16 protein-coding genes are annotated in these 21,698 nt (G+C 65.9%); 15 read left to right on the top strand and 1 reads right to left on the bottom strand.

Annotated features, from left to right (window positions below):
• Window positions 1-128: 128 nt before the first annotated feature.
• The 13 genes from QM588_RS11600 to aroB all read left to right on the top strand — a co-directional run bounded on the left by QM588_RS11600 (window position 129) and on the right by aroB (window position 19,099).
• Complete coding sequence (locus QM588_RS11600) at window positions 129-3,518, top strand: transglutaminase family protein (RefSeq protein ID WP_032400787.1); 3,390 nt, start codon at window positions 129-131, stop codon at window positions 3,516-3,518.
• Window positions 3,519-3,645: 127 nt separating this feature from the next.
• Window positions 3,646-6,315 (top strand): circularly permuted type 2 ATP-grasp protein, encoded by a 2,670-nt coding sequence (locus QM588_RS11595; protein WP_283313383.1) that lies wholly within the window; start codon window positions 3,646-3,648, stop codon window positions 6,313-6,315.
• Window positions 6,312-7,220, top strand: coding sequence for a transglutaminase family protein (locus QM588_RS11590; protein ID WP_283313381.1), 909 nt, complete (start codon window positions 6,312-6,314; stop codon window positions 7,218-7,220). The genes QM588_RS11595 and QM588_RS11590 overlap by 4 nt, the downstream gene beginning before the upstream one ends.
• A 153-nt stretch (window positions 7,221-7,373) precedes the next feature.
• Window positions 7,374-8,543, top strand: coding sequence for a kinase (locus QM588_RS11585; RefSeq protein ID WP_283313380.1), 1,170 nt, complete (start codon window positions 7,374-7,376; stop codon window positions 8,541-8,543).
• A 133-nt stretch (window positions 8,544-8,676) separates the two neighbouring features.
• Entirely contained in the window at window positions 8,677-9,984 is a 1,308-nt protein-coding gene (locus QM588_RS11580; protein WP_442972904.1) for a replication-associated recombination protein A, read from the top strand.
• Between the two features lie 42 nt (window positions 9,985-10,026).
• On the top strand, window positions 10,027-12,696 hold the full coding sequence (alaS, locus tag QM588_RS11575; RefSeq protein WP_283313378.1) for an alanine--tRNA ligase: 2,670 nt from the start codon (window positions 10,027-10,029) through the stop codon (window positions 12,694-12,696).
• Window positions 12,697-12,698: 2 nt separating this feature from the next.
• Entirely contained in the window at window positions 12,699-13,232 is a 534-nt protein-coding gene (gene ruvX / locus QM588_RS11570) for a Holliday junction resolvase RuvX (RefSeq protein ID WP_283313568.1), read from the top strand.
• On the top strand, window positions 13,229-14,662 hold the full coding sequence (locus QM588_RS11565; RefSeq protein ID WP_283313377.1) for an endolytic transglycosylase MltG: 1,434 nt from the start codon (window positions 13,229-13,231) through the stop codon (window positions 14,660-14,662). The genes ruvX and QM588_RS11565 overlap by 4 nt, the downstream gene beginning before the upstream one ends.
• 1 nt (window position 14,663) lies before the next feature.
• Window positions 14,664-15,476 carry a shikimate dehydrogenase gene (locus QM588_RS11560; protein WP_283313376.1) on the top strand — a complete coding sequence of 271 codons (813 nt, stop codon included), beginning with the start codon at window positions 14,664-14,666 and terminating at the stop codon, window positions 15,474-15,476.
• 161 nt (window positions 15,477-15,637) lie between these two features.
• Window positions 15,638-16,225 (top strand): prepilin peptidase, encoded by a 588-nt coding sequence (locus tag QM588_RS11555; protein ID WP_283313375.1) that lies wholly within the window; start codon window positions 15,638-15,640, stop codon window positions 16,223-16,225.
• Between the two features lie 12 nt (window positions 16,226-16,237).
• On the top strand, window positions 16,238-17,425 hold the full coding sequence (gene aroC / locus QM588_RS11550; protein ID WP_027496973.1) for a chorismate synthase: 1,188 nt from the start codon (window positions 16,238-16,240) through the stop codon (window positions 17,423-17,425).
• Entirely contained in the window at window positions 17,422-17,976 is a 555-nt protein-coding gene (locus QM588_RS11545; RefSeq protein WP_283313371.1) for a shikimate kinase, read from the top strand. The genes aroC and QM588_RS11545 overlap by 4 nt, the downstream gene beginning before the upstream one ends.
• A 10-nt stretch (window positions 17,977-17,986) precedes the next feature.
• Window positions 17,987-19,099, top strand: a complete 1,113-nt coding sequence (gene aroB / locus QM588_RS11540) for a 3-dehydroquinate synthase (RefSeq protein ID WP_283313370.1) — start codon at window positions 17,987-17,989, stop codon at window positions 19,097-19,099.
• A 100-nt stretch (window positions 19,100-19,199) separates the two neighbouring features.
• On the opposite strand, the gene QM588_RS11535 is transcribed toward aroB, so the two are convergent.
• The gene (locus QM588_RS11535) at window positions 19,200-19,850 is read right to left on the bottom strand and encodes a B-4DMT family transporter (protein WP_283313369.1); all 651 of its coding nucleotides are present in this window, start codon (window positions 19,848-19,850) and stop codon (window positions 19,200-19,202) included.
• Between the two features lie 115 nt (window positions 19,851-19,965).
• On the opposite strand from QM588_RS11535, the gene QM588_RS11530 reads away from it, so the two are divergent.
• Together QM588_RS11530 and efp are read left to right on the top strand one after the other, a co-directional pair.
• The gene (locus QM588_RS11530) at window positions 19,966-21,057 is read left to right on the top strand and encodes a M24 family metallopeptidase (protein WP_283313368.1); all 1,092 of its coding nucleotides are present in this window, start codon (window positions 19,966-19,968) and stop codon (window positions 21,055-21,057) included.
• A gap of 76 nt (window positions 21,058-21,133) precedes the next feature.
• Complete coding sequence (gene efp / locus QM588_RS11525) at window positions 21,134-21,697, top strand: elongation factor P (RefSeq protein WP_027496978.1); 564 nt, start codon at window positions 21,134-21,136, stop codon at window positions 21,695-21,697.
• Window position 21,698: the final 1 nt, after the last annotated feature.

Genomic DNA, 21,698 nt, shown 5'->3' with positions numbered 1-21,698 from the left:
GGACGGTCGTGCGGGCCCGAATACCGTCGGGCATCGTCGATGGTTCGAATTCTTGCCGAGCGCACCGGGCCGGGGCCCACTAGGGTTGTTGTTTCTACCCATACCGGGACTATCACGAGGGGCTCGCCGTGGGCATCAAGGTTGCACTCGAACATCGCACCAGTTACCGATTCGACCGCACGGTCAAGATCTTTCCGCACGAGATCAGGCTGCGACCGGCACCGCATTCGCGCACTCCGATCGAGGCGTATTCGCTGAAGATCGAGCCGGCCGAGCATTTCGTCAACTGGCAGCAGGACGTCTTCGGCAACTTTCTCGCCCGCGTGGTGTTCCCCGAACGAACCGACCATCTGTCCATCACGGTCGGACTCGTTGCGGACATGGCGTCGATCAATCCGTTGGATTTTTTCGTCGAGGAATGGGCGGAGCACTTCGGCTTCGCATACGAGGAACACGATCTGCCCGATCTCGAGCCCTATCTTCGCCCGGTGGACGAGGACAAGGCCGGTTCCGGGCCCGGGCCGGTCGTGTCCGCGTGGGTGGAGAAGCTGCAGGCCGCCGTCGTCGAGCGCGGAGAATCGTTGCGCACCATCGACTTTCTCGTCATGGCCAATCAGGCCGTGATGGCGGACGTCGGCTACTCAGTGCGGATGGAGCCCGGAGTGCAGACCCCGGACCTGACGTTGACGTCCGCCGTGGGATCGTGCCGTGACTCCGCGTGGTTGCTGGTGTCGGTCCTTCGTCAGATGGGCCTGGCCGCGCGTTTCGTCTCGGGTTACCTCGTCCAATTGTCCTCGGACGTGAAATCGCTGGACGGTCCGTCCGGGCCGGTCGAGGACTTCACCGACCTGCACGCCTGGACCGAGGTGTACCTCCCCGGTGCCGGTTGGGTCGGAATGGACCCCACCTCGGGCCTGTTCGCGGGCGAGGGTCACATTCCACTGTCGGCCACGCCGCATCCGTCGACCGCGGCCGCGATTTCCGGCGCGACGAGCAAATGCACAGCCGAACTGGACTTCTCGAACACGGTGGTGCGTGTTCACGAGGATCCGCGCACAACGTTGCCGTACACGGCCGAGCAGTGGGACGCGATCGAGGCCACGGCCGAGAAGATCGACCGGCGCATGCTCGACCAGGACATTCGATTGACCGTCGGTGGCGAGCCGACATTCGTCGCCATCGAGAACCAGGAAGCGCCCGAGTGGAACACCACCGCAGACGGTCCGCACAAGCGCAAGCTGGCCAGCGTTCTCGCAGAACGACTTCGAACCATCTACGCGCCCGACGGCATGGTCCAGCGCAGCCAGGGCAAATGGTATCCCGGTGAGCCTCTCCCGCGATGGCAGGTGGGTTTGTTCTGGCGAACCGACGGCCAGGCACTGTGGCACGACTCGGACCTCATAGCCGATCCGTGGTCGGCGGACGATCTGCGTCCTGATCCAGTCGACAATTCCGTATCGCAGAAGCTGATCGACCGGCTGGTCGACGGATTGGGTCTGCCCGCCTCGCAAGCGCGTCCGGCCTACGAGGACCCGCTCGTGAAGCTGTTGGATCTGGTGCGTCAGCCGTACGGGGATCCGCCGGCCGACGCCGACGATCTCGAACCGGGGACAGATTCCGCAGCTGCGAGAAGGCTTCTCCTCGAACGGCTCGACGCCAGTACCGACGAACCGGCGGCATTCGTGCTGCCGATCTCGCGGACCGAGGACGGCACTGGCTGGCAGAGCGCCGACTGGAAGCTGCGACGTGGGCGAATCGTGTTGTTGGAGGGGGATTCTCCCGCCGGGCTCCGTCTGCCGCTACGAGCGATCTCGTGGGACGGGGGTCCGGTCGAGAACCCGGCCGATCCCACCGCACCGAAACCCGATCTGCCGACCCCGCAGCTGACGCAGCAACCACCCCGGGCCGTCGACCCGGCCGAGTCGCGCTACGCGCAGGCGGTGCGGGAGACGTCCGGAGTGGGTGGAACTGCGGTGACCGCACTGGTCGCCGAGGTACGCGACGGCGTACTGCACGTGTTCATGCCGCCGATGGATCGATTGGACGACTTCGTCGATCTGGTCTCTCGGGTGGAGCGCGCCGCATCCGCGATCGAGACACCGGTCGTCCTCGAGGGTTACGGCCCGCCTTCGGATCCCCGTATCCAAACCCTCACGGTCACTCCGGATCCCGGGGTCATCGAGGTGAACGTTCAGCCGACGTCGTCGTGGGCGGAGCAGAACGAGCTGATGGAGCGCTTGTATCTCGAGGCGCGTAAATCACGGTTGAGTACCGAGGGTTTCGACAACGACGGCACCACCCGCGGCACCGGCGGTGGCAACCACATCACTCTGGGTGGCGTCACACCGTCCGATTCGCCGGTGCTGCGCCGACCGGACCTGCTGGTGTCTCTGTTGACACACTGGCAACGTCACCCGTCGCTGTCGTACCTGTTCTCGGGTCGATTCATCGGTACCACCTCGCAGGCCCCCCGAGCCGACGAAGGTCGTGAGGAGTCGCTCTACGAGCTCGAGGTTGCGTTCAGCGAGATCAAGCGTCTGACCGGTGCCGACCGTTCGGCATCGCCGTGGGTCGTCGATCGGGCGCTGCGGCACCTGCTCACCGACATCACCGGGAACACGCACCGTGCCGAGTTCTGCATCGACAAGCTGTACAGCCCCGACTCCACCCGCGGCAGGCTCGGTCTGCTCGAACTTCGCGGATTCGAGATGCCGCCGCATCATCAGATGGCGATGGTGCAGTCCTTGCTCGTGCGCTCGATGGTCTCGCGATTCTGGGATACCCCGCTCGAAGCACCACTGATTCGGCACGGTGCCAACCTGCACGGTCGATACATGTTGCCGCACTTCGTGATCGGTGATATCGGCCGGGTCGCCGAGGACCTCCGCGAGCACGGCATCGAATTCGATACCAGCTGGCTGGACCCGTTCACCGAGTTTCGTTTTCCGCGCATCGGTACCACCGTCGTCGGCGATGCCGAGATCGAACTGCGCGGTGCGATCGAGCCGTGGAACACGCTCGGGGAGGAGTCGACGTCCTCCGGCACGGCGCGTTACGTGGATTCCTCGGTCGAGCGCATCCAGGTTCGCGTTGCCGGTGCCGATGTGGGCCGCTACCTGTTGACGTGCAACGGGGTGCCGGTACCGATGTTGCGTACCGAGCGACAGGATGTTCAGGTCGCCGGAGTGCGCTATCGCGCCTGGCAACCGCCGAGCGCGCTGCATCCCACGATCGAGGTACAGAGTCCCTTGCGATTCGATCTGGTGGAGATGCAGACCGGGCGCGCAGTCGGCGGGTGCTCGTATCACGTGGTGCACCCCGGCGGACGGTCGTACGACGGTCCACCGGTCAACTCGGTGGAGGCGGAAGCGCGACGCAACGGTCGTTTCGAGGAGGGCGGGTTCACGTCCGGCAAGGTGGACATAGCAAGATTGCTCGAGATGCACGCTCGCCAAGCGATCGACGTGACTGCGCCCGGCATGCTGGACCTGCGCCGGACCGGGGTTCACACGTCCTGAGGCGGGCAAGAAAAGAACGAGTCGACCGGTAGCGATTTCGGTCCGACGCGGAACGGGTGGATTCGGCAACGACCACGCCTCATCCGGCGACGGAGTGTGATCGACCGACGGAAGGAACAACGGCTCGATGGTGCCCGTGGATACCGCTCACAGTGAGGCGGGCCGCAACGAGACGGCGGCCGGTGCGCCCGACCTCGTGTCACCGTGGCTCGAATATCACGGTCGACGTGAGGCCGTGACGGGTCGCAGAGACCTGTTCGACGAGATGCTCGCTGCCGACGACACGGTGCGTCCGCACTGGGCGGAGTTGGTCGACGGTATGCGCGACGCCGGCCCGGGTGCCATGCAGACGTTGCAGTCCCGGGTCAGCCGTCTGGTCGACGATCACGGAATCACGTACAACCCGATTCCGACGGGCGGCAACGAGCCCGGGCCCAGTTCCATGCGGTGGGGATTGGACAGCGTCCCGTACGTCGTTGCAGCGGACGAATGGGATCGGCTCGAAGCGGGGCTGGTTCAACGTTCGCAACTGCTCGACGCCATCCTGACCGACATCTACGGTGCGCAGGAGACAGTCCGGCGCGGTCTGATTCCGCCCGAGCTGATCTTCGGCAACCCCGGCTATCTTCGACCGGCGCACGCCATCACCGTCCCGGGTCCGCATCAGTTGTTCATGCACGCAGCCGACATCGCGCGCGGGTCCGACGGCCGGTTCTCGGTCGTTGCGGATCGCACTCAGGCACCGTCCGGGGTGGGGTATGCGCTGGCCGATCGGCGAGTGATGTCGCGGGCGATGCCGGAGCTGTTCCAGGCGAGCAATCCGAGGCCGCTGTCGACGTTCGCTCGGGCGATGCGCTTGGCGCTGCGTGACGCTGCACCCGCGTCCGCCGAGGATCCTGTCGTGGTGGTGTTGACCCCAGGGTCGCATTCCGAGACGGCGTTCGATCAGGCTTATCTGGCAACGGTTCTGGGCTTCCCGCTCGTCGAGAACGCCGATCTGGTGGTGCGGGACGGCTGTTTGTGGATGCGTTCGCTCGGCACACTGCGACGGGTGGACGTGGTGTTACGACGCGTCGACGCCGAGTTCGTCGACCCGCTCGATCTGCGTCCGGATTCGCATCTGGGTGTGGTCGGTCTGGTCGAGGTCCTTCGGCGCGGTGCGGTGAGCGTGGTCAACACTCTCGGAAGCGGGGTGCTCGAGAATCCGGCACTGGTGCCGCTGCTCCCGGCGCTCAGCCGCGCGCTGCTGGACGAGGATCTGGCTCTCGATTCGGTTCCGACCTATTGGGGCGGGGATCCGATTGCGCTCTCGCACATGCGGACTCGCTTCCGATCGCTGGTATTGAGGTCCACTGTGTCGCGACGCACGGTGGTGGGTCACGATCTCAGCGATCACGCGGCCCGGGCTTTGTGGGACGAGGTCGAGTCGGCTCCATGGAAATGGACCGCTCAGGAGGTGCCGGACTTCTCGCTGGCTCCGGTGGGTTCGTCGTGGGGCAGCGGGTCGGGGGAGCAGTTGGCCGTTGCTCCCGCCCAGGTCGGAATGCGCTTGTTCACGGTCGCGCAGCGGGTCGGTTACACCCCGATGCGAGGCGGTCTCGGTCAGGTGATGATCACGGCACCGGTCACCGAACCGCTGATCACCGTCGCGTCCAAGGACGTGTGGGTCAAGTCGGTGGAGCGGGTCACTCCGGCCGATTCTGCTCCGCACACCCCGCCTGCCACGGTGGAGGAGTTGCCGCAGTACGCCGCGTCCAACGTCGAGGTGGTCAGTTCCCCGCGTGTGCTGGGCGATCTTTTCTGGTTCGGTCGGTACGCCGAACGTGCGGAGGACATGACGCGTCTGCTCATCGCCGCACGGGAGCGGGATCAGGACTATCGCTCGATGCCGTGGCTCGACGGCAGCGAGAGCCTGCCACTTCTTCTGGAAGCGGTCACAAAGGTATCGCGCACGGGCCCAGGGTTTCTCGACGAGTCGATCCGCGCCGATGCCATGCGCGAAATGCGCTCGCTGATGCTCTCGGTGGACCGTCTGGGTTCGTTGGCGCAGTCGGTGGATCGGATGCAGCAGGCCGCGCGTGCCGTGCGCGATCAACTGTCGAACGACACCTGGGCGGTACTCGCTCGCATCGACACCGCGCTCGACGAATTGGGTGAATCGGCCGCCAACAACGGTGCCCAATTGGCTGCGTCGCAATCGAGTGTGTTGCGTGGGCTGCTCGCGCTGTCCGGGCTGGCCTCGGAGTCGATGGTTCGGGATGCCGGCTGGTACCTGATGGACGCGGGCAAGCGAATCGAGCGGGGATTGCAACTGACGGCGTTACTGTCTGCGACTCTGAGTCACGCCCTCACTCCGTCCACCGAACAGGCGGTCATCGATTCGGTGCTCTCTGCCGCAGAGTCCTCGGTGATCTACCGCCGACGCAACAGTGGTCGTGCACGGCCGGCTGCAGTTGCGCAGCTGTTGCTGTTCGACGCAGGCAACCCTCGCGCGCTCGTGTACCAACTCGACCGCCTTCGTGACGACCTCGGTGCGCTGCCGGATGCGTCCGGCAGCTCGCGGCCCGAACAGCTCGTCGAGCAGATGCGGGTTCGGTTGCGGCGCATCGACCCGGGTGATCTGGAATCGGTCGACGCCAACGGGCGGCGGGTGGAACTGATCGAGCTGGTGGACGGCATTCACGAGTCGCTCGAAGAATTGTCGCGGGTCGTGCTCGCGACGCACATGTCGCTGCCGGGCGGTACCCAGCCGCTGTGGGGCACCGTCGGTGCTCGGATCGGAGGCGGGGCACGGTGACGAGTCGTCGATACCGAATCAAACACATCACCACGTACACCTACTCCGATCGCGTCACGTCGTCCTACGGTCGCGGATTTCTTGCGCCGCGGGACATGGACGGGCAGCACTGCGTCGAGAAATCGGTCACGGTGGAGCCGCCACCCACCGACCAGTCGTTCGGAGTGGATGTCTACGGCAACGAAGACGTCTACTTCCACGTGACGAACGATCACGAGAAGCTGGTCGTCACGGCGGATTCGCTCGTCGAGGTGTATCCGAGACCGGTGGACGAGACCACGTCGTGGCCTGCAACGGCCCCGTGGGAGTCCGCCCGGATGGCCATGTTCGGTACCGCCTCGACCGTGGCAGCGGATTCGGCACGATCGTCGGCGGTGGAGTTCGCCCTCGATCTGCCGACGCCGGAAATCACGGACGAGGTGCGTGCGTACGCAGCGCCCAGTTTCACGCCGGGTCGTCCGCTCGCGGACGTCATCGTCGACCTGACGCACCGGATCTTCACGGACTTTCGCTACCTGTCCGGGTCGACGACGGTATCGACCACCGTGGTCGACGTTCTCGCCGCACGCTCGGGTGTCTGTCAGGACTTCGCGCGGTTGGCCATCGCCTGTCTGCGGTCGCAAGGACTGGCGGCGCGGTACGTCTCGGGCTATCTCGCCACGGAACCGCCACCGGGCAAGGAACGCATGATCGGTGTCGATGCGACCCACGCGTGGGCCGCGGTGTGGATGCCCGACGACCGCTGGCTGGCCTTCGATCCGACCAATGATCAGCTGGTCGACGAGCGGTATGCGACGGTCGCCTGGGGCCGCGACTACGCCGACGTTCCGCCGCTGCGCGGGGTCATCTACACCGAGGCCGAGAAGAGCACGATCGCGGTCTCGGTCGACGTTGCACCGATGTAGTTCGCGCTGCATACTTTGGTGGCTTCGGGGTAACCGGCCAGCTGGTCGGGTCTACGAACAGGGTATCGAAAGCCGCAAAACGGACAATCGTGTCTCTTTCGTAGCCGGCGACACGGCACAGTACGACGTAGCGAACAGGTAGCTTGGACAACGATGACCGCAACACTTGCAGACCCTGTATCCGAGGTAGTGGCAGCAGCCCAGCGACTACTGACCAAGCGCACCGGAGCGCCGGTGACGCTGATCGATCCCGTCGACCTCGGGGGCAGTGGCCAAGCCATCGTGTTGCGAGTGAAGGTGTCCGAGAATCCTTTTCAACTTCCGCGAACCCTTGTCGTCAAGCAGGTGCGCGATCTTCCCGGAGAATCGGAGCTGCATTCCGAGCTCACCGATATGGCCGGGTCGAGTGCATTTCTGCGCGAGGCCGCCTCGTACCAGTTCGCGAACGCCCTGGCCACCGACAGCAGGCCGGGGCCGGAGCTGCACGCCTACGATCTCGACGCTCGACTGTTGATATTGAGCGACCTCGGTGACGCCAGTGCGATCCCCACGCTGCTGCGCAGTTCCGATGCATCGATGGTCACCAACTCGTTGATGGCCATGGCTCAGGCGCTCGGGCGCATGCATGCGGCAACTGTGGGCCGCGAGGACGATTTCGCAGCATTGCTCCGGCGGGTCGGGCAGCCCGATTCGGCAGACGGAATTTCCGCGCAGATACCCGACGCCCTCGCCGCGGTACCCGGCATGTTGACCGGACTGCTCGGAGTGGGGGCACCTCCCGGCGTCATTCTCGAACGGGTCGCGCGCAGCGGACGATTGTTCGCACACGGAGCGTTCCGTGCCTTCAGCCCGTCGGATCTGTGTCCCGACAACATCATCGTCAACGACGAAGGTGTTCGATTCCTCGATTACGAGTGGGGCGGTTTTCGAGACGCCACTCTCGACATCACCTACGCATTGGCGTCGTTCCCGGGGTGTCTGTGCAGTTTCGAGCTCTCGCACGATCGGGAGCAGGCCATGATCGACGCGTGGCGTTCGGAGGTCGTCGGCATCTGGCCTGCATTGGCGGACGACCACGTGCTGGCGACCAAGCTGCTCGACGCGCGGTTGATCTGGGTGTGGCTGACCACGTACTGGTTCCTACCCGACGATCACACTCGAATTGCCGCGGCGCGCGCACACCAGCTGTCGGTACCGCGGTCGCAGGCGTTGATTTCGCGTTGGTCGGTGCTTCAGGACAGCGCAATGCGTTCGGGAGAACCCGATATCGCCGACTACGCCGCGTCGGTCGTGGCAGCTCTGCGCGCGAAGCGGGACCGCTGAGCGCGAACGCGTTCGCCTTTCGTGCCGTCGAATCGGTAGCGTTCGACCGGTGAGCGGCGGTTTCGGAAGTGACATCTCGGACGACGAGTCGGACGGCGACGGATTGTTCGATCCACCTGCGGCACCGGATCCGATGATCGACGAGCCGCGTCCGACTTCCACGTACACGCGACCCGACGCACCGCTCGCGGTGCGCATGCGACCGACGACGCTCGACGAGGTCGTCGGACAGTCTCATCTGCTGGCACCCGGTGCACCGTTGCGTCGTCTCGTCGAGGGATCCGGAGCGTCCTCGGTGATGCTGTACGGCCCGCCCGGAACCGGAAAAACCACGCTGGCGTCGTTGATCTCGGGGGCGACCGGTCGCAAGTTCGAGGCGTTGTCCGCCCTGTCGGCCGGGGTCAAGGAAGTGCGCAACGTCATCGAACTCGCGCGCCGCCGGCTGTTGTCCGGTGAGCAGACCGTGTTGTTCATCGACGAGGTGCACCGTTTCTCCAAGACGCAGCAGGACGCGCTGCTCGCCGCCGTCGAGAACCGGATCGTGTTGCTCGTGGCCGCCACGACGGAGAATCCGTCCTTTTCGGTGGTGTCACCACTGCTGTCGAGATCGCTGGTGCTGCAATTGCAGCCGCTCGGCTCCGAGGACATCGAACTGTTGCTGACCCGTGCGGCCAACGATCCCCGAGGCCTGGACGGTGCGGTGATCATCGCCGAGGACGCAATGGATCACCTGGTGCGGCTCGCGGCCGGTGACGCCCGCCGAGCGTTGACGGCCCTCGAGGCGGCAGCGGGTGCCGCAACCGACGGAACGCTGGACCTCGCGACGGTCGAGGCCAGTGTCGACAAGGCCGCGGTGCGCTACGACCGTGACGGCGACCAGCACTACGACGTCATCAGTGCGTTCATCAAGTCCATCAGAGGATCCGACGTCGATGCCGCACTTCATTACCTCGCGCGCATGATCACCGCGGGGGAGGACGCCCGCTTCATCGCGCGGCGGCTCGTCGTCCATGCGAGCGAGGACATCGGGATGGCCGATCCCACCGCACTGCAGACGGCCACCGCTGCGGCGAGTGCCGTGCAGATGATCGGGATGCCGGAGGCGCGACTGGCGCTGGCGCAGGCAACCATTCACCTGGCGACAGCGCCCAAGTCCGGTGCCGTGATCGGCGCACTCGGAGCGGCCATGGCCGACGTCGCCGCAGGCAAGTCCGGATCGGTGCCGCCGCATCTACGCGACGGCCACTACAAGGGTGCCCAGGGGTTGGGTAACGCCGTCGGATACAAATACCCGCACAGCAGTCCGGGTGGCGTGCTGGGGCAGCAGTATCCGCCCGACGAACTGGTGGGCGTGAACTACTACGAGCCCACCGAACACGGTGCCGAGCGCGAAATCGCGACCAGGGTGGGGAAACTGCGGCGCATCATCCGAGGCCGATAGGCCCTCGGATCGACACAGGGTCTCGGACGCTAACCTGTATCAGTGCAGACCCATGAGATCCGCAGGCGTTTCCTCGACCATTTCGTGAAGGCGGGACACACCGAAGTACCCAGTGCGTCGTTGATCCTCGACGATCCGAACCTGCTGTTCGTCAACGCCGGCATGGTTCCCTTCGTGCCGTTCTTCCTCGGGCAGCAGACACCGCCGTACAAGACGGCGACGAGCGTCCAGAAGTGCGTGCGCACCCTCGACATCGAGAACGTCGGTATCACCACTCGGCACAACACGTTCTTCCAGATGGCCGGAAACTTCTCGTTCGGCGATTACTTCAAGCGCGACGCGATCAAGCATGCCTGGACCCTGCTGACCGACAGCGTCGAAGACGGCGGGTACGGGTTCGATCCCGAGCGGATCTGGGCCACGGCCTACCTCGACGACGACGAGGCGATCGAGCTGTGGAAGGAGATCGCCGGTCTGCCCGACGAACGAATCCAGCGTCGTGGAATGGCCGACAACTACTGGTCCATGGGAATCCCCGGACCCTGTGGGCCCTGCTCGGAGATCTACTACGACCGAGGCCCCGAGTTCGGTGCCGAAGGCGGCCCCGAAGCCGACGAGGACCGGTACATCGAAATCTGGAACCTCGTCTTCATGCAGAACGAACGCGGCCAAGGCATCAGCAAGGACGATTTCGAGATCCTCGGCCCACTGCCGAAGAAGAACATCGACACCGGCATGGGCGTCGAGCGCGTGGCATTCCTGCTCCAAGGCGTCGACAACGTGTACGAGACCGATCTCGTGCGGCCGGTCATCGCCAAGGCAGAGGAGCTGTCGGGTCGGACCTACGGCAGTAACCACGACGACGACGTCCGTTTCCGCGTCATCGCCGACCACGCGCGCACCGCTGCAATGCTGATCTCCGATGGAGTCAATCCCGGCAACGACGGCCGCGGCTACGTGCTGCGGCGTCTGCTGCGCCGCATCGTTCGGTCCGCGCGACTCCTCGGTGCACCCGACGAGACGATGGCGCAGTTCATCACCGTCGTCCGCGACACCATGGCCGAGTCGTACCCGAACCTGGTCACCGACTTCGATCGCATCCTCACCGTCGCAGTGGGGGAGGAGACCGCGTTCCTCAAGACCCTGACCTCGGGCTCGCGGCTGTTCGAGGGTGCCGCGGAGGCCGTCAAGGCGTCGGGCGCGAAGAAGATCGGCGGTGCCGAAGCCTTCGCTCTGCACGACACGTACGGGTTCCCGATCGACCTGACGCTCGAGATGGCCGCCGAGGCCGGACTGTCCGTGGACGAAGACGGATTCCGCTCGTTGATGGCCGAGCAACGCACTCGCGCCAAGGAGGACGCCCGCGCGCGCAAGCACGCGCACGCCGACCTCACCGTCTACAAGGATTTCGTCGACGGTTCGCCGACCGAGTTCACCGGGTTCGACGAACTCGGTTCTGAGGCAACGGTTCTCGCGTTGATCTCCAACGGCGTTCGGGTTCCGACCGCGGTCGCCGGCGAGAGCGTGGAGATCATTCTCGACCGCAGCCCGCTGTACGCGGAATCCGGTGGTCAGATCGCCGACATCGGCACCATCACCGCACCCGGCCTGACCGTCAAGGTCAACGATGTGCAGAAGATCGCCAAGAAGGTGTGGACCCACAAGTCCGTGGTCGATGCCGGCCAGATCACCGAGGGCGACACCGTGCATGTCGACGTCGACCACGCCTGGCGCAAGGGCGCCACCCAAGGACACTCGGGCACGCACATGGTGCACGCCGCACTGCGCCAGGTGCTCGGACCCAATGCGACGCAGGCAGGCTCGCTGAACAAGCCGGGGTACCTGCGCTTCGACTTCTCCTGGCAGGGCGCGTTGTCCGAGGCTCAGCGCGACGACATCGAGAATGTCGCCAACGATGCGGTCGGCTCGGACTACGAAGTCAACACCCTGGTCACCGACCTCGACAGCGCCAAGAAGATGGGGGCCATGGCGCTGTTCGGCGAGAACTACGGCGACGAGGTCCGCGTGGTCGAGATCGGCGGGCCGTTCTCGATGGAACTGTGCGGTGGTACTCACGTCCAACACTCGTCGCAGATCGGTCCGGTCACCATCCTCGGCGAATCCTCGGTCGGCTCGGGAGTACGCCGCGTCGAAGCATTCGTCGGCCTCGACTCGTACCGCTACCTGGCGAAGGAACGCGCGCTGCTGGCCGGCGTCGCGTCGTCGTTGAAGGTCCCGTCCGAGGAGGTGCCGGCGCGCATCGAGAATCTGGTCGAGCGGCTTCGGGTTGCCGAGAAGGAACTGGAGTCGGTCAAGGCCGCGGCCGTACTGGCCTCGGCGGGAGAGTACGTCGGTAAGGCCGAACGGTTCGGTGACGTGCGAGCAGTCGTCGCGCAGGCACCCGACGGCGTCGGCGGCAACGACCTGCGCACGCTGGCCACCGACATCCGCGGCCGACTCGGGACGGATCCGGCCGTGGTCGTGCTGTTCGGCACGGTCGGTGGCAAGGTCCCGTTCGTGGTCTCGGTGAACAAGGCCGCCCAGGAGACCGGAATCGCGGCCGGCGAGCTGGTCGCATCGTTCGGTCCGAGCATCGGTGGCCGAGGTGGTGGCAAGCCCGAATTCGCCCAGGGATCGGGTTCGGATGTCGCGGGCATCGCCGCAGGTATCGACGCCGCTCGGGCGCGATTGACCGAACTCACCACCCACTGACGATCGTGCCGACTCAGGGGCGAGGCCCCGATCGACCCGGTGTCGACGATCCGGGCCGCGGCCGACGCATCGGCATCGATGTCGGAAGCGTTCGTATCGGCATCGCGTCGTCCGACCCCGACGGCGTCCTCGCGACGCCCGTCGAAACGGTGCCGCGGTCCAAGATCAAGGGACCCGATGCGCCGGACGTCGTCCGAGTCGCGGAGATCATTGCCGAGTACGAGGCTGTCGAGGTCGTCATCGGACTGCCTCGGACATTGCGCGGTGAACGTGGAAGTGCGGTCGACGCGGCGGAGAGATTCGGCCGTTCCCTGCACAGGCGGTTGGGCGATGTGCCGATTCGTATGGCCGACGAGCGACTGACTACGGTAAGCGCGTCGCGTGCGCTACGGGAGAGTGGTGTACGCGCGAAGGATCAGCGATCGGTGATCGACCAGGCCGCCGCGGTAGCAATACTGCAGGGTTGGCTCGACGAACGACGGGCCGTGGCGCACCGGGCAACGACGAATTCAGGATCGACGGAGGTCGACGAGTGAGCAACCATGGGTCCGATGATCGGGGTCGACGGCGGGTGGCCCCGGACGAGGCCCACACCGATCCGATCGGGTATCGCGTGGACGAGGGCAGCGAGTTCCACCGGAGTATGAATCGGTCCCGGCCGCCGCAACGCAGTGAACCGCATACACAGGGCACCCGTCGCGCGGACCGCGAGGCTGCCGGCGGCCCGGCAGTCGATCCGGATGCAGGTGCGATGCCGCAGGCCGTGGGCCGCAGCCGCGCCGCCGGTCGCAGGGAACGCGCTGCCTCCAGCCGGAAGCGTCGTGGCCGAGTCGTCGCCCTGGTTCTCGGGCTGCTGTTGGTCGTCGCCGTGGCAGGAGGGGGGTACTTCGCGATGAACAAGTTCGGGAATCGAACGACACCGAACGAGGATTTCACGGCCGGGTCGTCCGGTGACGGAGTCGTGATTCAGGTCCATCCCAACGACACCGCTCAGCAGATCGGTACCGAGGCTGCGGACAAGGGCGTGGTGGCGAGTTCCGGAGCGTTCCTCGAAGCTGCGCTGCAGAACAATGCGATCACGTCGGTCCAGCCGGGCTTCTACCTGCTCACCAGCGGTGTTCCGGCCTCCCGTGCGGTCGAGGAGCTGGTGGATCCTGCCTCGCGGGTGGGAAACATGGTCATCTCGGAGGGGCGTCAACTCCACGATGCGAGAGACGTGAACACCGGTTCGGTCAAGAAGGGGATCTACACCCTGATCTCCGAGGCCAGCTGTGTGGATCGGACCGGCAGCGGCAGTCCGACGTGCATCAGTTACGACGATCTCAATGCAGCAGGAGCGGTCGACGATCCGGCAGGCCTGGGAGTGCCGCAGTGGGCAACCGACCGCGTCGAGGGAGTGCCGGACCGAGACCGGCAGCTCGAAGGTCTGATCGCCGCCGGAACGTGGGACTTCGATCCCAGCGCCGCACCCGCGGACATCCTGAAGCAATTGGTGTCCGAGAGCGCAACCCGGTACGAGGACACCGGAATCCTCACCGCGGGCAGCAACTCCGGACTGACCCCGTACGACACACTCGTCGCGGCCTCGCTGGTGGAGCGTGAATCCCTGCCGCAGGACTTCAGCAAAGTGGCGCGGGTGATCCTCAACCGTCTCGCGGTGCCGCAGAAGCTCGAATTCGACTCGACGGTCAACTACTCGCTCGACACCACCGAGGTGGCCACCACCGACGCCGATCGCGCCACGGTGACGCCCTGGAACACCTATGCCAGCGAAGGGCTGCCCGCCACTCCGATCTCGTCCCCGAGCATCGGTGCGGTACAGGCCGTCGAGATGCCGGCCGACGGAGACTGGCTGTACTTCGTGACCATCAACCAGGCCGGGGAGACGTTGTTCACCCGCAGCTACGACGAGCACCTGGCCAACATCGGCAAGGTGGAAGCCGGCTTCCTCGACAGCGGCCGCTGACGTGCGTGCCGCCGTACTGGGCAGCCCGATCGAGCACTCGAAGTCACCGGTGCTCCATCGGGCGGCCTACCGCGTCCTCGGCCTCGACGAGTGGACCTACGACCGCATCGAGTGCACTGCCGAGCAACTTCCCGGACTGGTCGACGGTTTCGGGCCCGATTGGGTCGGCGTATCGGTGACGATGCCCGGCAAAGTCGCCGCGCTGTCGTACGCATCGGAACGTACCGAACGCGCCGTCCTGGCCGGGTCGGCCAACACTCTCGTGCGGACAGCCTCGGGATGGCGAGCGGACTGCACGGACGTGGACGGCGTCGTCGGCGCACTGCGAGATGCTGGAATCGACGATCTGACCGGTGCCGCCGTGACGGTGGTGGGTGCGGGCGGTACGTCCAGACCGGCGATCGTGGCCCTTGCCTCGTTGGGTGCGGCGTCGGTCACGGTGGTCGCACGATCCGCCGATCGCGCAACAGGGACTCTCGACTGCGCGGTGGCCGCGGGGTTGCGCGCCGGCTTCGTACAGTTGACAGATCCCGGACTCGCCGACGTCGCAGCGGCGTCGGCCGTGTTGGTCAGCACCGTCCCCGCAGCCGGGATTGCCCCCTTCGCCGCGTCACTCGGCCGAGCAACCGTCGTACTCGATGCGATCTACGACCCCTGGCCGACCGCACTCGCCGCTTCGGTCGACGACGCCGGCGGAACCGTCATCAGTGGGCTGTCGATGCTGCTCAACCAGGCCTACGGGCAGGTGGAGCAATTCACCGGTATGCCGGCACCCCGATCGGCCATGCGAGAGGCGCTCGGCGTCGTTCGGTAGTCGCGTCTGTGGTCGACCGGCGAGCGGGCCTCGATCTGCGCCCGTCGGGTATCGGCTGTGCACAGAGTTCAGGTTGTGCACAGGGCGACGGTTGTCCACAGGTCTGTTCGTGACCTCGATTGTGCGCGCAACTCGATTCGTCTCGGTGCGACGCTTCGACCATGTGGAGTCTGTGTGTCGCCGTCGTGGTCGGTGCTCTCACCGGAGTGGTGCTGCGCGTCGCGTTGCGTCGGTGGGAGCCGCGTTTTCTACCGGCTCTGTGTGTCCTCGGATCCGCGTGGGCGTGGTGGAGGTCCGGGGACAGCCCGCATGTCGCTTCGTGGGGGCTGATCACCTGGTGCTTGCTGACGTGGTGGTTCGCAGCGTTGATCGCCGCCGACCTGGGGTGTCGCCGGCTACCGAACGTGTTGACCGTCCCCGGCGCCATCGTGGTTCCGGCAGTGCTGGTGGCGACGGGTTCGGCTCGGGCTCTGCTGGGCGGCGCGCTGCTGTTCGGCATCTACCTCGTGGTTCATCTCGGTGCGCCGAGGGCGTTCGGCGCGGGTGACGTCAAGCTCGCCTGGTCTGTGGGTTCCATCGCGTGCCTGGGCGGTACAGCCGGGTGGACCGTCGCGGGGTTGACGGCGCCGGTGGCCACAGCCGTGGTGGGGTCGATCGCGGCGGCCTGCGGATACCCCCGTGCGCGCATCGCGCACGGGCCGTCGATGTGCGCGGCCACCCTGCTGGCAGTTGCGGCGGCCACGGCGTGAAAAGATGTTCGAGTGCTGCGCTGGATAACTGCCGGAGAATCCCACGGACCTGCTCTCGTCGCCATCCTCGAAGGAATGGTCGCGGGAGTCGAGGTGACCTCGGACGACATTGCTCGCCAACTCGCTCGCCGCCGTCTCGGTTACGGCCGCGGTGCTCGCATGAAGTTCGAGGCGGACAAGGTGACCCTCACGGGCGGCGTTCGACACGGCCGGACCATGGGCGGGCCGGTGGCGATCGAGGTCGGTAATACCGAATGGCCGAAGTGGGAACAGGTGATGTCGGCCGACCCCGTCGACGAGGCCGTCCTCGCCGATCTGGCCCGCAACTCTCCACTGACTCGACCACGACCCGGGCATGCCGACTTCTCCGGGATGCTCAAGTACGGCTTCGACGACGCACGTCCGGTGCTCGAGCGTGCCAGTGCGCGTGAGACCGCGGCGCGAGTGGCGATCGGAACGGTCGCGCGGCTGTTCTTGAAGCAGGCGTTCGGTATCGACGTCGTCTCGCACGTCATCTCCATCGGTGCCTCCGATCCCTACGTCGGCCCGCCGCCCGCCGGCGCGGACATCGATGCCATCGACGAGTCTCCGGTGCGGGCCTTCGACAAGGCCGCCGAGGAGTCCATGATCGCCGAGATCGAAGCCGCCAAAAAAGACGGCGACACCCTCGGCGGCATCGTGGAGGTCGTCGTGCACGGACTGCCGGTCGGCCTCGGCTCGTTCGTCTCGGGTGAACGCAAGCTCGACGCCAGACTGGCGGCCGCGCTGATGGGCATCCAGGCGATCAAGGGTGTCGAGGTGGGCGACGGTTTCGAGACCGCACGTCGACGCGGCAGTGTCGCACACGACGAGATCAAGCCGGGGCCCGACGGAGTTCTCCGCTCGACGAACCGTGCGGGCGGTATCGAAGGTGGAATGACCAACGGTGAGGCTCTGCGCGTGCGTGCCGCGATGAAGCCCATCTCCACGGTTCCCCGCGCCCTGTCGACGGTGGACATGTCGACCGGTGACGAGGCGGTTGCCATCCACCAGCGCTCGGACGTGTGCGCTGTTCCGGCCGCCGGAGTCGTGGCAGAGACGATGGTTGCCCTCGTGCTCGCGCAGGCAGCGTTGGAGAAGTTCGGTGGGGATTCGCTGGCGGAGACGACGAGCAACGTCGACCACTACGTGAAGGGCACCGCCGCCCGACCTCCGCGATGAGCCCGTACGCGGTCCTCGTCGGACCGCCGGGTGCAGGAAAATCGACCATCGGACGGCGACTGGCCCAGGCGTTGAATCTGGATCTGTTCGATACCGACGTGGCCATCGAACGAAAAACCGGGCGAACCATTGCGGATATCTTCTCGCATGACGGTGAGCCTGCATTTCGCGAGATCGAAGAGCGGATCGTCGCCGATGCTCTGGCCTCGCACAAGGGCATTCTTTCCCTCGGTGGCGGAGCCGTGTTGTCGGCTGCAACCCGAAAGTTGCTCGCCGCGCACACTGTGGTCTATCTGGAAATCAGTGTGTCGGAGGGGCTTCGGCGAACGGGAGCCAACACGTCTCGGCCGCTGCTCGCGGGCCCGGACCCGCGCGCCAAGTACCAGGAATTGATGCGTCACCGCCGCCCCCTCTATCGCTCGGTTGCCACCGTGCGAGTGCGGACGGACAGTCGTAGTCCGGCCCGAGTCGTGAATCAGTTGGTGGCCAAGCTCACTGCTCTCGCACCGGTGCCCGTTCGCGAAGTGAACGACGAAACCCCCAGTAGATGAAGGTGATTCGATGACAGAGCCCGTACGCGTCCAGGTCGAGAGTGCCAACCCGTACCCGGTGATCATCGGCCGAGGCCTGTTGACGGACCTCGTCGACCAGCTCGCCGGTACCGCGACGGTCGCGATCTTCCATCAGCCACCCCTGGCCGAGACAGCCGAAGCAGTGCGAGCAGCATTGGCGGACAAGGGGATCGATGCACACCGCATCGAAATTCCGGACGCCGAGGACGGCAAGGACCTCGCGGTCGCCGGATTCTGCTGGGAGGTGCTGGGACGCATCGGCCTGACCAGAAGTGACGCCATCGTCTCGCTCGGCGGCGGCGCGGCCACCGATCTCGCAGGTTTCGTTGCGGCGACGTGGATGCGCGGCGTTCGAATCGTCCACGTTCCGACGACCCTGCTGGCCATGGTCGACGCCGCGGTCGGTGGAAAGACCGGAATCAACACCGACGCCGGCAAGAACCTGGTCGGCTCGTTCCACGAACCGGCCGCGGTGCTGGTCGACCTCGCGACACTCGAGACAGTGCCGAAGAACGAGATCGTGTCGGGCCTGGCAGAGGTCATCAAGACCGGCTTCATCGCCGACCCGGTGATTCTGGACATCATCGAAGCAGACCCCGCGGCGGCGCTCGATCCGACCGGCGACGTACTGCCGGAGCTCATCAGACGGTCCGTGGAAGTCAAGGCCAGGGTCGTGGCCGCCGATCTGCGGGAATCGAATCTACGGGAGATCCTGAACTACGGGCACACCCTCGCCCACGCCATCGAGCGACGCGAGCAGTATCGCTGGCGGCACGGAGCTGCGGTGTCGGTCGGGCTCGTGTTCGCCGCCGAGCTCGGTCGTCTGGCGGGCCGGCTCGACGACGCGACCGCGGACCGCCATCGGGCGATTCTCGAATCGGTCGGTCTGCCGGTGACCTACGACGAGCACGCGTTCGCGGACCTGCTCAAGGGAATGCAGACGGACAAGAAGAACCGCGCAGGCCTGCTTCGATTCGTCGTCCTGGACGGATTGGCCAAGCCCGGTCGACTCGAGGGCCCGGACCCGGCTCTGCTCGTCGCGGCTTTCTCGGCTGTGGGGCGCGAGGCTCCGGCGGCCGGTGGTTCCGCCATCATGTTGTAGACCAGGTGTTGTACGCCTGCGACACACTCTGAACACACAACGGGCGGTGGTCGATGCACCGATGCATCGACCACCGCCCGTTGGACGTGTGCCGCGTGGATCAGGAGCCGTCGGCGCTCCCGTGACGATTGGCGCGCTTGTCCATCCGGGGCTTGCCCTCGGCGTCGACAGCCGCGAAGACCTCGGTGTCGGCCTCGCCGTGCTCGGGTGCCCATTGCGGTTCGGCCTGCGACCGTATGCCCGCCTGGTCCGCCCGCTCGGCCGAGCCCGCGTTCACCAGCTGGCGATCGTGTGCTCGCTCGGCGTCGGAGGTGGCCAACTTCTTCTTCGCCTCGCGGTTGACGATCTGCCTGCCGACGAACATCGCGATGCTCGCGACGACGAACACCGTCAGGATCGTGAACGCTGCGCCGGAGGTCAGCTCGAAGATCAGTCCGTTCTGGCCCAGGCTGAAGTCGACGAAGAAATCGATGATCCAACTGAGCAATCCGGCGAGCAGTCCGCCGACCACAGCAGCCTTCAGCCAGACCATCATCAGGTCTTCGCCCTTGTCCGGGTCGGGGTTCCTGCGTCGGTCGCGGATCCCGTCGATGCCGGCCCAGACGGCGATGACGAGCACGACGAGGGCATACGCCACCCATCGCAGCGCCGAACCGCTCAGGGGCCACATCGACACCGCTGCCCCCAGCAGCAGTCGAGCGACGACGTTGATCAAAGCCATACCTATGCCACGCACTGCCCACCCAGTCATGCGGCACAGCATATCCGCACGTGGCCGATTGTGTGTCGGGGCCCACAGGTTCGCTGTGGGGGCGGCGCAGCCGAGGCTCCCGGTCCGGTGACGGCCGACCAGTAATGTCGGGAATATGTCTGCTGATTTCGGTGCCCGCCGCGGTGCCCTGCGAGAGCTGTTGACCCAGGACGGCCTCGACTCGATTCTGATCACCGACCTGCTCAATGTGCGCTACCTGACCGGGTTCACCGGCTCGAATGCCGCGCTGCTCGTCTCGACCGGCGGTGACGAGCGAACAGTGATCTGCACCGACGGCCGCTACGTCACCCAGGTCGCCGAGCAGGTTCCCGACTTGCGCGCAGAGATCGACCGAGCGTCGGCGCTGCATCTGCTCGGTGCCGGTACGGCCGGCCGCGGCACCCGTGTCGGTTTCGAGAGTCATGTGGTCACGGTCGACGCCCATCGCGCGTGGGCCGAGCTCGACGGCGGCCTGGAGCTGGTGCGTGCGCCGGGAGTCGTGGAATCGCTGCGCATGGTCAAGGACGAGTACGAGGTGGGGGTGCTTCGAGACGCGTGCCGCGCCGCCGACGATGCGCTCGCCGAGCTTCTGAGCGGCGGTGGAATTCGCGCGGGCCGGACCGAGCGTGAGGTGGCTCGTCAGCTCGAATCGCTGATGCTCGATCACGGTGCCGACGCCGTCTCGTTCGAGACCATCGTTGCCGCCGGGGCGAACTCCGCGGTGCCGCATCATCGGCCGACCGACGCCGTCCTGGCCGACGGGGATTTCGTGAAGCTGGACTTCGGCGCGCTGGTGGCCGGGTACCACTCGGACATGACGCGCACGTTCGTCATCGGCGAGCCGGCACAGTGGCAGCGCGAGCTGTACGAACTGGTGCAGCGGTCGCAGGCCGCAGGCCGAGAGGCGTTGGCCCCCGGTGTCGAGACCGCCTCGGTCGACGCAGCATCGCGGTCGGTGATCGAGGAGGCAGGGTACGGCGAGTACTTCCTGCACGGGCTCGGTCATGGAGTCGGCCTCGAAATTCACGAAGCGCCGGGAATCGCGAAGTCGAGCACCGGTACACTGCTGAGCGGTGCAGCGGTCACCGTCGAACCGGGTGTCTACTTCTCCGGCCGCGGCGGCGTTCGGATCGAGGACACACTCGTCGTTCGCGACGGGGGTCCGGAACTGCTCACCCTGACAAGCAAGGAACTCACGTCCGTCTAGCGCGCGGGCGGGAGCGAATCCCGCACGTGACCGACGGCGCGTCACGCGCACAAACGATTGAGGAGACGCGAAGCAAGTGGCTTCCACCAGCGATTTCAAGAACGGACTGGTTCTCAACCTGGAGAACCAGCTGTGGTCGATCATCGAATTCCAGCACGTCAAGCCCGGTAAGGGGCCTGCGTTCGTGCGAACCAAGCTCAAGAACGTGCTGTCGGGCAAGGTCGTCGACAAGACGTTCAACGCCGGTGTGAAGGTCGAGACCGCAACGGTCGACCGACGCGACATGACGTACCTCTACCACGACGGTAGCGACTACGTGTTCATGGATGCAGACACCTACGACCAGCTCTCCATCGGTGAGGCGACCGTCGGAGACGGCGCGCGATTCCTGCTCGAGAACCTTCGCGTCCAGGTCGCGATGCACGAGGGCGTCCCGCTGTACGTCGAGCTTCCCGTCACCGTCGAGCTCGAGGTCAAGCACACCGACCCCGGCCTGCAGGGAGACCGCTCCACCGGTGGCACCAAGCCGGCCACGCTCGAGACCGGAGCCGAGATCTCGGTGCCGTTGTTCATCAACACCGGCGACAAGCTCAAGGTCGACTCCCGGGACGGCAACTACCTCGGGCGTGTGAACTCCTAAC

Origin of the sequence: Rhodococcus sp. IEGM 1354, assembly GCF_030056855.1 — a bacterium.
In the GTDB taxonomy this organism is placed as follows: Bacteria; Actinomycetota; Actinomycetes; order Mycobacteriales; family Mycobacteriaceae; genus Rhodococcoides.
Note: the sequence above shows the minus strand (reverse complement) of the source record. Positions and strands in the feature narration are given on the sequence as shown.

Bases quoted from the DNA above. Each gene is read 5' to 3' on its own strand.
- QM588_RS11595 (WP_283313383.1), top strand. From the start codon at position 3,646: ATGGTGCCCGTGGATACCGCTCACAGTGAGGCGGGCCGCAACGAGACG.
- QM588_RS11585 (WP_283313380.1), top strand. From the start codon at position 7,374: ATGACCGCAACACTTGCAGACCCTGTATCCGAGGTAGTGGCAGCAGCC.
- QM588_RS11580 (WP_442972904.1), top strand. From the start codon at position 8,677: ATGATCGACGAGCCGCGTCCGACTTCCACGTACACGCGACCCGACGCA.
- QM588_RS11555 (WP_283313375.1), top strand. From the start codon at position 15,638: ATGTGGAGTCTGTGTGTCGCCGTCGTGGTCGGTGCTCTCACCGGAGTG.
- QM588_RS11545 (WP_283313371.1), top strand. From the start codon at position 17,422: ATGAGCCCGTACGCGGTCCTCGTCGGACCGCCGGGTGCAGGAAAATCG.
- aroB (WP_283313370.1), top strand. From the start codon at position 17,987: ATGACAGAGCCCGTACGCGTCCAGGTCGAGAGTGCCAACCCGTACCCG.
- QM588_RS11535 (WP_283313369.1), bottom strand. From the start codon at position 19,850: ATGACTGGGTGGGCAGTGCGTGGCATAGGTATGGCTTTGATCAACGTC.
- QM588_RS11530 (WP_283313368.1), top strand. From the start codon at position 19,966: ATGTCTGCTGATTTCGGTGCCCGCCGCGGTGCCCTGCGAGAGCTGTTG.